This window comes from Methyloceanibacter sp., from assembly GCF_050728395.1.
Taxonomy (GTDB): domain Bacteria; phylum Pseudomonadota; class Alphaproteobacteria; order Rhizobiales; family Methyloligellaceae; genus Methyloceanibacter.
Window position 1 is genome coordinate 140821 of record NZ_JBOHJB010000001.1, and the last position, 14413, is coordinate 155233.

Consider the following 14413-nt stretch of genomic DNA (forward strand, 5'->3'; position numbering starts at 1 on the left):
CGGTTCGGCAAAAAGCAAGGACGGTCAGGCACTTATGAGCACAGAGAATATCGCGCCAGCCGTCTCTCGCGAGGGAAGCGCCCCCCTGCCGTCCCCGCGGGCAAGGTCTCTTGTGACGGCAAGGGACATCTACGAGGTGCCGCGCTTGGCGGTGCAGGGGATGCTCGCCTGGACCTTGCCGGAATCTGCCTGGTGGCCGCTGTCACGGCTCTTCGGCCGGGTCAACGCGGCGACGCATCCGGAGCGGAACCGCAAGGAGACGGCGGACGTAACATCGGTCCTCCCCGACGCCCCATATGCGAGCCGCGTTGCCGCCGAGAACTGGGCCAATCGCTACGAGGAACGCTTCCAATATTTGCGCGCCTGGCGCCCTGACGGCTGGACGCCAGAGATCGACATCCCAGGCGCCGAACAGGTCAGGACGGCCTTGGACAAGGGGCGCGGGATTATTTTCTGGGCGGGCAATTTCAGCTTCAACGACCTCATCGCCAAAATCGCCTGGAGGCGCCTTGGGCTGGCGGTCAGCCATTTCAGCCGGCCGATCCATGGCTTCTCCACCACGCGCTTCGGCATCCGCTATCTCAATGCGGTGCGACGCGGCATCGAAGATCGCTATCTCGGAGAGCGGCTCATGGCCGAGGAACACGAGACGCAAGCTGCCTTGCAGCGGTTGCGCGAAAGCCTCAAATCAAACGGCGCGATATCGATCACGGTCGGCAACAAGGGGCGGCACACAGCACCCGGGACGTTCCTCGGCGGCCGAATCATTCTTGCCACTGGCCCCCTCGCCATGGGGCGCGCAACCGGCGCAAGCGTACTGCCGGTCTCGACATTGCGTTTAGCGCCCGGAAAGTTCGAGGTTGCCCTCGGCGCGCCGATCGAGGTGCCGGATGACGCCACAGGCAAGCCCGACTACGCGGCGGCGGTGCAAGCCTATGCCGATTGGGTGACGCCATTCGTGCTGCGCGATCCGGGACAATGGCGCGGTTGGAAATACACCGCCCCCGCAGCCTGAGCCAGGGGCTCAGGCACTACGCTCCATACGAAACCGCGCCGTGCGGGAACGCATTGCAGTTATGCCGCGGCAGCGCGTAGCGCCCGGCCTCCTGCAGAGGCGTTTCGATGTCGCACGCCTCGAAGGCGAAGGCAAACGGGCAACCGGCCTCGGCAACGGCTCTCTCCGTCTCCTGCGAGAACGACGATCGCGCACCGAAGGGATAGCAATAGCCCCACTGCCGGCTGCCACCGTTCTCCTCGACAAAGTCACAGGACAGCCTGACCTCTTCGAGCTGGCGCTCCGGCGACAGCCTGATCGACACCTCATGGCTGTGGCTGTGTGGACCAACGCCCATGCCCGCGTCGCTGAGAGCGCGCAGGCCCCTCTCATCGAGATAGAAATCCTGCCAGCGTGGCGGCGAGCCGGCGAAGGCGTGGTCGAGTAGCCCATCGAGGACCCCTTCGCGCTGCTCGGCCGCGAGCCGCCAGTTGAAGAGCTGCTTCAGGAATTTGGTCGTCTCGTCGGAGGTCTGATGCGCATAGGGCGAAGCGGCGGCGCTGCTCTTCCCGTCGGGCTGTAGGCATTCCGGCGCATTGCGCTTGAGCCACGCCATTGCCCCCTCAGACCCCAGCCTCCCCAAGGCAAGGTGCACCTTGTGCACGTCAAGAATCCGGCCGGTGATGGCAGGCCCGGAGCTCACATAGAAAAGGCCGAACAGCCCGCGCGCCTGAAGTGCCGGCAGCACGTATTCGACGTGATCGCGCAAGCCATCGTCGAAAGTGAGGAGGACGCCGTCGGGGGCCGGGCCGCCCTGAGCCCACTGGATAAAGGCGTCGCGGTCGACAAAGCCATAACGGCTGGCGAATTCGTCGAGCTGACGCTCGAAATCGGCGAGGCTCAGATAGGGAAAGTGCGGAAGGCCCGTGGCCGCCGGCCGAACATAGTGATACATCACCGGCTTCACGGCCTACGCTCCGGGAGTTTGCGTGAAGACATTGCTGAGCGTGCCAACGCCTTCGATCGACACTTCGACAGTGTTGGTGGGGTTCTTCATGGTCCCCACGCCGATCGATGTGCCGCAGGCGATGAGGTCGCCCGGCAGGAGCGTCATGTCCTGCGAGATCAGGCTCACGAGCCTCGCCGGTGGAAGGATCATGTCGCTGACCGGATAATTCTGGCGTTCCTGACCGTCAAGGATGGTCCTCACACGCAAGCCCGCAGCATCGAGGCCGGTAGCAATCACCGGCCCGAAGGCGCCGAAACCGTCAAAGCTCTTGGCCCGCGTCCATTGAGCGAAGGTCGGGTTCTTGTTGATGATGTCGGCCGCGGTCACGTCGTTGACGCAGGTATATCCAAAAATGTGGTCCGGCGCCTCGGCCTCGCTGACATAGGAGCAGCGCCGCCCGATGACGATGCCGAGCTCGCCCTCGTAAACCACCTTACCGTCATAAGACTTGGGCCGGTGAATGGTTTCGCCATGCGCCACAAAGGCGCTCGGGGCCTTGAGCAGATAGAGTGGCTCATCGGGAGCCGCCGATCCGAGCTTCGCCGCAAGCTCGTGGAAGTTGTTCCACAGGCAGATCATCTTGCTCGGATTCGACGGCGTGCGCAGGCGCACATCGGAAAGGGCAACGCTCCGACCCGTGGCACTTGGGCCGGCAAACATGTCGCCCTGAAAGACCCCGATTATGCCGTCCTCGAGCGTCCCGAACTCAAGCTTGCCGTCTTGCTCGAATCTCAACCATCGCGCCATGACATGACTGCCGTCTCTGTGGGCCAAGGCGAGCGCGGAAGCCGCTCGATGCTCGGGTAATGCGCGTCGCGCAAAAAGGGGGCTGCGGGCTGACCTTATACCGCCAAGCGGGTGGGGGCGACATGGTACTTAGGCTGAATTTGAGCGGGCGCGGCGGCGACAGCGATCGTGCAGCGCTGTCAGGCTAGAGCCTTGCTTACGAACCTGGCGGTCTCCGGCAGGTAGTCCTCAAAAAGGTCCTTGTGTTTAGACCCGAGAACCTCGCACTGCACGCTTCCGAGATTATTCGGCCAGAATGCATTCTTTGCCAGGGTCTCTTTCGCTCGCATCGCGCTCACGAGCATGATCGCGCTTCCCTCGTAGCGGCGCGGGACATGCGTGTAGAGCGCGGCCCGGAATTGCTGGGACATCTTGTACATACGCTCCTCGGTGTAGGAGCGTTGCTCCGGCGGGACATCCTTCATCTGCTCGACGCGCTGCTGGATGCGTTGGCGCAAATCATCCGTCTTCTTGGGCGGCATTGCCCAATGAGCCGGTTGCTCGGTTTCCTCTTCGGCCTCGTCGGGGCGGCGCAACCAGTCGCGAATCCGCGCGCTAAGCTTTCGCTTTGACGATTGTTTCGCTTGCTTCTTTTCCTTGAGCGCCGGGATTGCCGCAGGCTTCATCACCGGGGGAACCGAGGTCGGGTCGAGCAGAATGAGGCGGCGGACGGCTTCGCCGGTCTTCTCAAGCTGCTCGCACATTTCGAGAGCAATGAAGCACCCGGAGCACATGGCCACGATGTGGTAGGGGCCGGCCGGCTGGATCTTGCGCATCGCTTCGACATAGACCCCGGCAAAATCCGCCAGCGTCACCACGTCGTCGAAGCTTTCGAGCGGCGTTCGGCCATCGAGACCGGGGGCTTGGAACAGGTAAATCGATCGCCCCTCGCCGACGATATCGAAGAAGGCCGGACCAAAGAACGCGAAGCCCTTGCCGCCATGCACCATGAAGACCGGCGAATTCGGACCGCCGGCGCGGCCCAAGACAAGGCAGGCAGGCAACTCTGGGGCGGCATCCTTTGCATCGGCAACCAATTCGACTTGCTGGGCGATGGTCGAAAGGTTGATGAGGTCGGCTGGGGTAAACCGCCGGCCGAACGTGGCCTCGATCTCCGCAGCGAGAGTCGTGGCGGTCAGCGAATCGCCGCCAAGCTCAAAGAAGTCGTCGAGGACCCCGACGACGTCGATGCCGAACGCCTCCTGCCAGATCGCTGAAAGCTTGCGCTCGACCTCGTTGCCGGGCGCCACATACGCTGCCGCAAGTCCAAGATCGGCGCGGCGAATTGTCTCCTCGGCCCGGACGAAGTCCGCATGCCGATCCGCCCTGCCCGCGATTTGGGTCTGCTCCCCCACGTGATCCCCCAGATCTTTGGCCACTGTCCGGCCATCAAACCGTCAACGTCGTGTATTGGGCAAGACGATCTTGGCTGTTTCTGGGCTTTTGCGCCACTTCTGTTGCGTCTTGGCAACACGGTAAATCGCGGTATTTCATGGAAATTCAGGCAATGCAGGGTGTTCGATGCGAGCCTGTCGGTAGAAGCGCTCTCGCCCCCTATCCGGCCGAGCTCGCAGCAACCGACGGCGCACGTTCTGGACGTGCCGGTGGCGGCGCGGCAAGTGCCGCGTCAAAGATCGACTGCATGACACGCGCACCTACGGCAGTGCTGATATCGCTGTGTTTTTGCAACACCTTGTGGACGCGCAGGTGCGGCATGAGCCTCACCCAGGGTTCGGTCGGATCCCTCTCCGGTGAGGCGAGAAGGTCCACCGGCCCTTCGAAGCCCTGCGGCCGGGTTTGCAACAGAGCAAGCTGAAGCCTGGCGCGCGCGTCTATCGACTCGGCAGGCGATTTTGCGCGGCCTCGCTGCTCCTTAAGCAGCAGCCTCTCGCGAAATCTCTCAAGGTCGGCAGACGAATTCTTGCGCATCATGGAGTTCGCGAACGCCCCGATCCGATGGAACAGCAATTGCGCGTTCACCCAAAGCTTCGAGGGCTCCCGCCCCTTCTTTCTCGCCTTTTTCTTGAGCTCACGTTTGACATTGACCGGCCGGCTTTCCGGCAGGCTTGGGTCGAGCAGGACGAGCTGCGCAACCGGCCTCCCCTTGGCGGCGAGTTGCGCGGCCATTTCGAGCGCGATCAAGGCGCCGACGCAAAATGAGGCAATCAGGATTGGTCCTTGCGGATAGTGCTCGACAAGCTTCGCGACATAGACGGCGGCAATGTCCTCGGTCCGGTCGAAGGCTCTTCCCCCTCGAATTCCAGGCAGCTCGAATACGAATAGCTCTTGCCCCCCGGCAAAGGCCTGCCTGAACTCGGGCTTGGGAAGGGTGTAGCCCAAGCGCCCGTGAACAAGAAAAATCGGGGGGCGTCCGGTTTGGCCCGCCGGCTTCGACTGACCGCCGAGAAAGCGCGCAATCTGTCTTGGCGTGGTGTGCTCGATGAGGTCCGAAATCTGAAAATCGCGCTTGGTGCGCTCGGAAATCAGGCCGCTCAGCACCTCGCCGCGCAGCGAATCACCCCCGATATCGAAGAACTCGTCGTTGACGCCGACCAGGTCTAGCTCGAACACTTCGGCGAAGGCCCCGGCGATCGATTTCTCGATCTCGCCGGCGGGCGCCTCGTAGGCCGTGCCCAATGCCAAACTGTCGCGTGTAATCATGAAGCGGTCCCCCGGTGAGACAAAAGTGTCGCACCACAGTTTCCATAGTTCAAGACCGCCCGTTCAGGTTGCTCATGAACCTGGATTCGCTGCGGAAAAGTGTTGCCGGCCCGCTCGTTGAGCCCCCGATCAACCGAGTTGCTCAAGCTGTTTGCGCAACTCCACCCGCAGGATTTTCCCATTGGCGTTGCGGGGCAAGTCGGGAACGAAGACGAATTTGCGCGGCCTTTTGTCGGGGGCGAGGCGCGTACGGCAGTGAGCATCGAGCGCGGCCTCGGTCAAATTGCTCGACGAGACTACAAAGGCGGCGATCTCCTCGCCCTCGGGCAATTTGGGGAAGCCGACAACGGCGACGTCCTCGACGCCGTCGCATTCCGCGATGACGAGCTCAACTTCCGCCGGATGCACATTGGCTCCACCGCGGATGATGAGATCCGAGCTGCGCCCCAAGAGATGCAGGAAGCCGTCCTCGTCGAACGAACCGATGTCGCCCGGATAGGCCCAGCCTCCTTTGAAGCTGTCGCCCGCCCCTGCCGCGCTCTCTCCATAGATGCTGCTCGCTAGGCCGGGCGAACGCACGCGGATGGCGCCGGCTTCTCCGGCCGGAAGGACCTGGTCATCGTCATCGACGATTTGCAGCAGCACATGCGGCAACACACGGCCAAGGCTGTCGGGCCGCGCCTCGAGATCGGAGCCTGACAGCGCGCTGATGCGGCCGCAAATGCTGGCGCCGTAAACTTGCACGAAATTGGCGCTTAGCGCCGTCTTGGCCTTGACCTTCTCGGCCGGAGCCATTGGAGCTCCGAAGCAGTAGAGCGCCTCAAGCTTGGGGAACACTGGGGTCGCTCGCTCGCCGAATAGGTCAAACAGGTTGCGAACGATGGTCGGGACGCAACAAAGCGAGGTCGCCTCGCCGGCCGACAGGGCATCGGCCAGCTGTTGGGCAGAGAACAGCAGCGGAAAGAGATAAACTCCCGAGCCCTGAAGCAGCGCCGAGAACACGTGCGTGCGAGAGGCGGAGAACGACAGAGGCAGCGGGTTCAGCAAAGGCCCTTCAAGCCGCTCCGCGTCGAAGGTCGATCGCAGCAGCATCCGCTCATGTTCGATGACGATGCCTTTTGGGCGCCCGGTGGTCCCCGAGGTCAGCGAAATGAACGCAGGCGCCGCCGGCCGTTCGCTGCTTGGCCAGATGGCGCTCCCGTCGTGCTTGGCAACGGTTTCAGCCCATGAAGGTCCGGCGAAGACAGGCACATAACCGGCAGCAGCGACTTGCCGGTCCTCGACAATGGCTGCGAGGTCGAATTCTTTGGCGAGCAGAGTTCTTTCCGCCGCGTTGGTCCTGAAATCCATGGGAACGGCCGTCGCTCCCACCATCCAGACGGCGATCATCAGAACCAGGGTCTCTGCATTGTCGCGTAGGCAGATACCGACATTCGTCTCGGCGACGACGCCGCTTGAACGGAGCTCGCGAGCCGATCGCGCGGCCCGCGCCACGAGATCTGCATAGGACAGATTGAGGTGCGGCGAGATGATGGCTCTGCGATCAGGCCACCTTCGTGCCATTCCAATGAAAACATCGGCCAAAGTGAGAGAATTCAAGGCCTACCCCCACAACATCCCGGATCACCCTGGAAGCCTGTCAGTTCGACAGAATTGACCGCCTAATAGCAAACGTGCGCCGCGAAGGTCGAGCGCATTGACGAAAGGCGGCGTATCAATCGTATAAGTCCGGGCCAAGAGTGGCTAGACCGCTGAAATGCTGGCATAGGCGGCTGAGCGGGCTAAGAGAAAAGGTCGCATCGGCGAGCCTGTTATGCTCAAATGTTGAGGGCTCGCATTCTGGGGGTAGCATGAAGTTTTGTTCGAAAGGTCGGGCCGACCGCAGGCCTCCGACCCCCGATGTCATGACGGAATAACGAGCGACATGCCGTTTCTGGATCTTAAGAGCGAGATTCTCGATCAGGATATGTGCGCGCGTTGCGGCGCCTGCGTCGCGGTTTGTCCGCCAGCCTTGCTGAGCATCAGCGACGACCGCATGCCGGTTCCCGCGCTCGACCCTGAAGCCATGCCATGCGCGGAGTGTTCGCTGTGCCTGGATGTCTGCCCGGGAAAGGACACCGCAACGCCTGCGTCCGAGGCGAGACTCTTTGGCCGGAGCCGCACACCGGCGGAGCGCTGGACCGGAATCTTCCGCCGCAGCCTCGTGTTGACGTCGACCAACCCGCGCGTGCTCGCCGGCGCAGCCGCCGGCGGCGCGGGCACCACGCTGATGCTCACCGCCTTGCGCTCGGGGTTGGCCGATGCCGTGATCGTCGTGGGGCGAGACGCTGCTCGCCCGTGGGTGCCTGCAGCCTTGATCACCGACAGTGAAGACGAGGTGATCCGCTGCGGACAGACGAGCTACTGCCTCACGCCCAATCTTCAATTGCTGCGCGACCCACGCTTCTCGCGCATCGCGGTGGTCGGGGTCCCCTGCGAGATCCAGGCCGTTCGCAAGATGCAAAATCTCGATCCGCTGCCGGAAGTCGCCGAGAAGATCGTGCTGGCGGTGGAAATTGCCTGCGCCTCGAGCACTAGGCTTGCCGGCACCGAATTTCTGATCACGGAAAAACTCGGCATCCCGCTCCAAGACGTGGCCGAAATGCGCTACCGGGAAGGCGAATATCCAGGCCAGTTCACCGTCAAGACGCGCGGCGGAGAGCGGAAGTCGTTGCCGTTCTTCGAAGTGGTCGATGAGTTCAAACGTCATAAGACGCACCGCTGCCTCGTCTGCGGAGACTGGTGGTCCGGTCTTGCCGACGTCTCGATTTCCGACGGCGACCCCAACATCTATGCCAGCAGCCAGAGCGGAGCGAAGCCGCCTCGGCAATCCATCGTGATGACGCGCACCGCGCAAGGCGAGAAGATCGTCCAGGCCGCGGTCCAACTCGGCCTCGCGACCGTAACGCCGCGCCCCTTCGTCGCCGAGGAGAATCTCGGATTACAGCGGAAGCGCTTCCGCTACGCCTCCTTTGCCGAGGCGATGCCGAACCGGGTGCCCACCCCGCCGGTCGAATACGAGGAAACCGAAACGCTGTTGTCGGACACCGAAGTCATCGACCGCATGTCGTACCACATGCGGATCATGCCGAGCCGTCCGGAGGCTGCCGGCCGGCGCGAAAAAACGCCGGTCACGGTCGGGCTCAGCCTGGCAAGCGCCCGCGAGATCGTCTGGCGTCCGCCGGGAGACAAGGCCATCGCTCAACGCGCCGCCTTCGCCGCCGCTCTCTCGGACGGGACCAGCACGCTCCACAACGTTCCCCACTCCGACGATATCGAAGGCAATCTCGGCATTCTCCGGCAGCTCGGGGTCGACATCTGGGAAGCAGCGGACACGTCTTACGTGATCGGAGGACGGGGCTTGCGGGGCCTCAAGCTGTCCGAGAAGAAATCCACGTTGAGCCCAGGCAACTCGGCGACGACTGCGCGCATCCTCATGGGGCTCCTTGCGGGCACCCCGGGCGGCGAATTTCGCATCGACGGCAACGAGCTGCTGCGCCGGCGCCCGATGTCGTGGATCGTCGAGCCGCTGCGCCAGGCGGGGGCCAACATCGTCTACGAAGTCTCGCAAGGCCGACTGCCGACCCTCATCAGCGGCGCGCAGCTCGGCCCCATCAACCATCAGGTCGACGTCTTCAGCGCGCAACCGGTGTCGGCGATGCTCTTCGCCGGACTGCAAAGCAGCGGCGAAACGGTCATCAACCGCCGCGCCAAGGCACGGGATCATACCGAACGCCTGTTGCGTCACCTGGGAGTCGCAGTTGAGGAGACGGAGACCACCGTTCGCATGACGCCGCCTGACCGGCTGCCGACATTCGACCTTACCCTTCCCGGCGACATCTCGACCGCGTCGCTGCCGATCGCCTGTGTCGTGGCGAGCCCCCTTCCCCGCCGCCTCACCATCGAGGACGTCGGCATCAACGAGACGCGCATCGGCTTCGTCCGCACGCTGCAGGCCATGGGCGCAAACATCGAGATCGAGCCAACGGAAGTGCGAGGCAACGAGCCGATCGGCAGGATCATCGTCGAGTCCGGGCGCCAGCTTCGCGGCGTCGACGTCAGTGGCCCTTCATTGGTGCAGAGCATGATCGACGAGCTTCCCATGCTTGCCGCATTGGCGGCCAGGGCCGAGGGCCGGACCGTCATCCGCGATGCGCAAGAGCTCAAGGACAAGGACACCGACCGCATCGCTACCACCGTCGTCACGCTCAGCCCATTCGGGGTGCAGATCGAGGCTCGCGAGGATGGCTTTGTGATCGAGCCGTCGGAGATCTCGAGCGCAAAATCGTTGGTGTTGCCGCCCGACCATCGCGTTATCTTCGCCGCGATGACGCTGGCAAGCTCGCTGGAGGAACCGACGACGATGTCCGGCTGGGAGAAGATCAGCGTGTCGTTTCCGGGCTGCCTCGATCTTCTCGGCCAACTCGCCTCGGTCTCGCACTTCGAGCAAGTGTGAGGCGGCGGGCTCGAGCGATGGAGGCGGTCAAGACGATCATCATCACCGGCGGCGGCGGTCATCTCGGACGGTGCGTGGCGCGCTGGTGGGCCAAGCCTGGGACCAATCTCGTTCTCGTCGATCGAGATGCTGAGAGGCTGGAAAGCGCCCGCGCCGACCTCGCCGCGCGCGGCGCGGAGCTGACAGTGATCACAACGGACCTCGCCACGCCGGACGGTCTAGAAGCCACCGTGGCGTCGCTACCCGCGTCGCTGTGGCAAAATCCGCCGTCGCTCGTGCTGGCCCACGCGCTGTCGGGCAAGGGCCCAGGGTCGAAATCGGCCCGATTGGGCGATCTCGATCACGACCACTGGCAAAAGATCCTCGACGTCAACCTCACATCGGTGGTGTTCACCATTCAGGCTTTTCTGCCTTGCATGAAGCGGGCCGGAGGCGGCCGCATTGTCCTCGTCTCCTCCACCGCCGGCGTGTCGGCGTCGCCGACGGCCGCCCTCTCCTACTCCGTGACCAAGGCGGCTATTGCCGCGCTTCCCCGCCTGCTGGCGCTGGAGCTGGCCCTGTCCAAGGTGCTGATCAATGCCGTGGCGCCGGGCAAGTTCTCCAATCCCGGCTGGCCGGACGACCCTGAGAAGGTCAAGCGTTACGAGAAGAGCGTCCCCTTGGGCAGGCTCGCCTCGGGCGAGGAGATCGCCGCGCTGATCGGTTTCCTGAGCTCCGGCGCCAACACCTATGTGACCGGCCAAACCATTCTCCAGGACGGCGGACGCCTCTCGGCGTTGCCGACGGTTGAATAGCGGTGAGCGCCGCACCGACCGGCATATCGCCCCTCTTCGACTTTGCGTTCGCGCTCCCCGAGCATCTGCTCCTCGGCGCCGGCGCAGCAAGCGGCCTTCGCGGGCTTCCGCAACGGCAGGATGTCGAGAACATCGTCATCTTCGGAATGGGAACCGGCAAAACCGCGGGTCATGTCATGCGCGCCGTCGGCGCGACCACGATCCCGGTGCCGATGCTGGTGGAGAGCGCCTACGAAATTCCCGCCTGCGTGGGAAAGGGCTCGCTCGTCTTTGCGGTTTCAGGATCGGGAAACACCGACGAGGTCAATCACGCAGCCGCGGCTTCGGCGATGCGCGGCGCACGGCTCGCCGTCATAACCACCGGAGGATGGCTTGCCGATTTCGCGCAAGACCATGGCGCTCCGTTGGTGCAAATCCCGCCGAACATCCAGCCCGCTCGGGTCACCTTTGGCGTGGTGATCGCCTCGCTCCTGACCATGATCGAGAGCGTCGGCTTCTTGCCCGAGGCGAGGCTTTGGCTTGACGGCGCCGTCGCTCAACTCAGCCGGCGTAGAGAAGAGCTTCGCTGGGAAGGCAACGCCGCCGAGCGCCTTGCTACACTGCTGGTCGGGCGGCACGTGTTGTGCCAAGGAGACACACCGATCGGTGCTGCGGCAGCCGAACGATGGAAGGCACAGATCAATCAGAATGCGCGGCAGGCTGCTTCCGCCTCGGAGCAGCCCAACGCGAGCCACAACGAGGCGGTCGCCTGGGACTGCCGCAACGACCTGACGCTCAAGCGCGACGCTGCCGTGCTGCTGCGGCACGGATTTGAGGATGCCAGGGTCAGCCAACGCATGGATCGGCTGGCGCAGTATTTGAGCGGTAAGGTTCCGGTCCATTCCGTGCGCGGCGAAGGCGACACGCCTTTCGCGGTGCTGATGGACCTGGCGATGATCGGCGACTGCACCTCGCTCCACCTTGCCGAGCTGAATGGCGTCGACCCAAGCTCGGCGCAGTTCATCTCTCACACTGTCAAGCAAGGCTTGGCACCGCCCAAGCGGTAGCTCACATCTCCGAAGGATCGACGCCGCCTCCCGCGATCCGGCCGGCGAGGAGCCAGTCGGCATAGGCGTCGGGGACAGCTTCGCGGAGCTTCTTGTCGAACAATTCGACGTCGGCCTCGTCATAGAGGCCGCGCCAGCGTCCAGACTGGCCCTTGTTCAGCAGGCGCAAGGCGCCGCCTTCGAAATTCTTCGCCATCTCCGGAATCAGCACGGCAGCGTCCTTGCGCATCGACTCAAAACTTGCCGAGCCTGCCATCCCGCTCAGCTCGGCATCAGAAACGTCGATGTCGAGGAAGTCCGCGATCCGCCGCATCTCTCCGACGAGATCAGCCTGAAGGTCGTCATAGTGGACAAAGAGCAGGTTCTCGCGCTTTCGCGCCTCCCAGAAGGTCTTCTCATAGGCGAAATACGAGAGGTAAGGCGTTCCATCATTTTCGCCGGCAATCGCGCCCGCAGTCAGCCAGTGGTGGAAATGGATCGCCGGGTCTGGATCGACCCGCGGATAGGGACGCCGCAAGCTCGGCTCCGCCAGGCCGATGGCGTCCATCCTGGCAAGGGCCTCGGGCCGGAAGCCGGTGCAGTGATTGTGGTACGACATGCAGACATCGCGGCCGTCGCGCGCCACGTGGATGTACTTCACATTTTCGAAACGCGGGACGCCGTCGAATGGCACATGCGTCTTGACCGACCGCCGATGATGCTGCGCCTCGAAATCCTCGACCAGCGCCTCGAGGGGGCGCCGGTTGACCTCCCACCAGGGAAAGGTCCGATCGAGCGCAAGCGGCTCCTCGGAGCGGAAGATCAGCAGGCTCAGGATGCGCTGCATCCAGGTCGTTCCGCTCTTGGGATAGGTCGCAACCACGATGTCGCCGGGGCGCGGCCGGAAGGCGCGCCAGCGGTCGCTGTCGATCAGCCACGTACAGTAGCGCTTCTCCACGCTGAACCCTCCGGAAAGGCGGCGCGACTGTACTGGACTTCGACGCGGAACGGCAACTCGTCGCGTGTCAACGTTTTAGGGTCAAAGTCTTACCGGCTCTGGCTCCGGTTTCGTGCGGCTCGCTGCTCTGGGGATGGCCTCTGGCCCATGTTTGTGCTTCCCTAAAAAACTTCCGCGTGCTGGCAGCGAGAGATAGGCAAATGCCAACTGTGTATAGCTTCCACGGAGGCCCACCGCTCAATGTTTGGGAGAGGTGCAGCCTACAAAGCTTCGCCGATCAGGGACACGAAACGGTGTTGTTCTCATATGACCGTCTCGACGTGCCGCCGGGCGTACGGCTGGAATCAGCAGACGGCATCATCTCGATAGAGGAGCGCGACAAATTCTTTGCGCTGGCCCCGGACCAGTATTCACAGTTCAGCGATTTCTTTCGCTACGAATTGCTGCACCAGCGCGGCGGCTGGTGGATCGACACGGATGTTCTTTGCAGATCGCCAGCACTGCCATCACAACCTGTCGTGGTCGGCGAGACTCGACGAGGCAAGCTGTGCGGCGCCATCATGCGATTTCCCGCAGGGCATCCCCTGTTGGCTGAGGCTTCCGCCTACTGCCGAAGTTATCAGCACAATTTACTTAACTCTCACCGGACGGTGGTCGGCCCCCTGTTGATGAGCGACCTGATCAAGGCCTATCCGATCGAGGTCAGCGACAGGGATCTGTTTTACCCAATTCGGACCAAGAATGTTTGGCAGTTCGGCGAGCCAAAGAGCACGAGCGTCGTGAACCAGGCAGTCGACTCTTCGCCCATGGTGCACTGGTTCCAAGAATTTTTTCGGGCTGCTGGGCTGCCCCGCGAAATGCTACCACCCGCCGGGAGTTTCCTGGCAGACGCGTTCACGACGCATGGGGGCACCCATGAACGTCATATTTCCCTCGACGAATATCGAACTCACGCGTCGAATTGGACAAAGAAGGATCAGCAGGAAGAGTTGGGGCCCGAAGACGCCAAGGGCTAAGGCGTTGCCGTGGCCACATCTGCCGAAGACCCAGTGTGAGCGGCCTTCTTGCGAAACAGCACATCAAGATATTGCGCGCCGTCGTTGCTGCCATCACGCGCAAAAGTGATGTTCTCTCCAACCGGCGTGTGTTTGAGCGGGATCACCTCGTAGTCATGCGCTACCGAACTATCGCGAAAGCGGTACATGTTCCCATAGAAAACCAACAGCCCAGCTGACCGCAGAAGCGAGTGCAGGAAGCGAACACGCTCGTCGAATCGCTCGAACGGATAGCTCTCCCGGATCGAAGAGTCATCGTCCAGCCGGGAGTCGCGCAGCACGGTGAGGCAAAAGATGACGTCGAACAAGCCGCGCGACGACAGTGCTCGGTCTCTTGCATAAACGAAGCGAACTTTGTCGCTCGCGTGCCGCCGCGCCCTCCATACATTCAGCGGGTTGATGTCGGCCCCGACGATCTCGGCCTGCGGAAAGTATTTATGCAAGGTGACGCATTCCTCGCCGGTGGAGCAGCCGAACGACAGGATGCGTCGCGCCTCTGGCAACGCCGCGGCAGCACCGGAGAAGATTTCCGGATAACGGTCGAAGCCGGTCTTGCTGGATCCCTGGTGGATCCCCGGCAGAAGCAATCGCTTGGCTCGCCGCAACGTCCTTCGCGGTATCTTCCGCATGGCCCCA

12 protein-coding genes are annotated in these 14413 nt (G+C 63.0%); 5 read left to right on the forward strand and 7 right to left on the reverse strand.

Features of this window, described 5'->3' with window-relative positions; genetic code table 11:
• Positions 1-112 precede the first annotated feature (112 nt).
• Positions 113-1015, forward strand: a complete 903-nt coding sequence (locus ACREC7_RS00625) for a hypothetical protein (RefSeq protein WP_431553744.1) — start codon at positions 113-115, stop codon at positions 1013-1015.
• A gap of 16 nt (positions 1016-1031) precedes the next feature.
• On the opposite strand, the gene ACREC7_RS00630 is transcribed toward ACREC7_RS00625, so the two are convergent.
• From ACREC7_RS00630 to ACREC7_RS00650, 5 genes are all read right to left on the reverse strand, one after another.
• Positions 1032-1961, reverse strand: a complete 930-nt coding sequence (locus tag ACREC7_RS00630; RefSeq protein ID WP_431553745.1) for a polysaccharide deacetylase family protein — start codon at positions 1959-1961, stop codon at positions 1032-1034.
• 3 nt (positions 1962-1964) lie between these two features.
• Positions 1965-2750 carry a fumarylacetoacetate hydrolase family protein gene (locus ACREC7_RS00635; RefSeq protein ID WP_431553746.1) on the reverse strand — a complete coding sequence of 262 codons (786 nt, stop codon included), beginning with the start codon at positions 2748-2750 and terminating at the stop codon, positions 1965-1967.
• A gap of 179 nt (positions 2751-2929) precedes the next feature.
• The gene (locus tag ACREC7_RS00640) at positions 2930-4144 is read right to left on the reverse strand and encodes an alpha/beta fold hydrolase (RefSeq protein WP_431553747.1); all 1215 of its coding nucleotides are present in this window, start codon (positions 4142-4144) and stop codon (positions 2930-2932) included.
• 199 nt (positions 4145-4343) lie between these two features.
• Entirely contained in the window at positions 4344-5450 is a 1107-nt protein-coding gene (locus ACREC7_RS00645; protein ID WP_431553748.1) for an alpha/beta fold hydrolase, read from the reverse strand.
• A gap of 129 nt (positions 5451-5579) precedes the next feature.
• Positions 5580-7013, reverse strand: coding sequence for a class I adenylate-forming enzyme family protein (locus ACREC7_RS00650; protein WP_431553749.1), 1434 nt, complete (start codon positions 7011-7013; stop codon positions 5580-5582).
• Between the two features lie 361 nt (positions 7014-7374).
• Here ACREC7_RS00650 and aroA point away from each other — a divergent pair, with 361 nt between their 5' ends.
• The 3 genes from aroA to ACREC7_RS00665 are packed head-to-tail and all read left to right on the forward strand — an operon-like array spanning position 7375 to position 11785.
• Positions 7375-9945 (forward strand): 3-phosphoshikimate 1-carboxyvinyltransferase, encoded by a 2571-nt coding sequence (gene aroA / locus ACREC7_RS00655; protein WP_431553750.1) that lies wholly within the window; start codon positions 7375-7377, stop codon positions 9943-9945.
• Positions 9946-9962: 17 nt separating this feature from the next.
• Complete coding sequence (locus ACREC7_RS00660; protein WP_431553751.1) at positions 9963-10739, forward strand: SDR family NAD(P)-dependent oxidoreductase; 777 nt, start codon at positions 9963-9965, stop codon at positions 10737-10739.
• Between the two features lie 2 nt (positions 10740-10741).
• Entirely contained in the window at positions 10742-11785 is a 1044-nt protein-coding gene (locus ACREC7_RS00665) for an SIS domain-containing protein (protein WP_431553752.1), read from the forward strand.
• Between the two features lies 1 nt (position 11786).
• On the opposite strand, the gene ACREC7_RS00670 is transcribed toward ACREC7_RS00665, so the two are convergent.
• Entirely contained in the window at positions 11787-12722 is a 936-nt protein-coding gene (locus ACREC7_RS00670; RefSeq protein WP_431553753.1) for a sulfotransferase domain-containing protein, read from the reverse strand.
• A gap of 200 nt (positions 12723-12922) precedes the next feature.
• Between ACREC7_RS00670 and ACREC7_RS00675 the strand changes: the two genes are divergently transcribed.
• The gene (locus ACREC7_RS00675) at positions 12923-13738 is read left to right on the forward strand and encodes a capsular polysaccharide synthesis protein (protein WP_431553754.1); all 816 of its coding nucleotides are present in this window, start codon (positions 12923-12925) and stop codon (positions 13736-13738) included.
• Here ACREC7_RS00675 and ACREC7_RS00680 read toward each other — a convergent pair.
• Positions 13735-14406, reverse strand: a complete 672-nt coding sequence (locus tag ACREC7_RS00680) for a class I SAM-dependent methyltransferase (protein WP_431553755.1) — start codon at positions 14404-14406, stop codon at positions 13735-13737. The two genes, ACREC7_RS00675 and ACREC7_RS00680, sit on opposite strands and share 4 nt — an antisense overlap.
• Positions 14407-14413 lie beyond the last annotated feature (7 nt).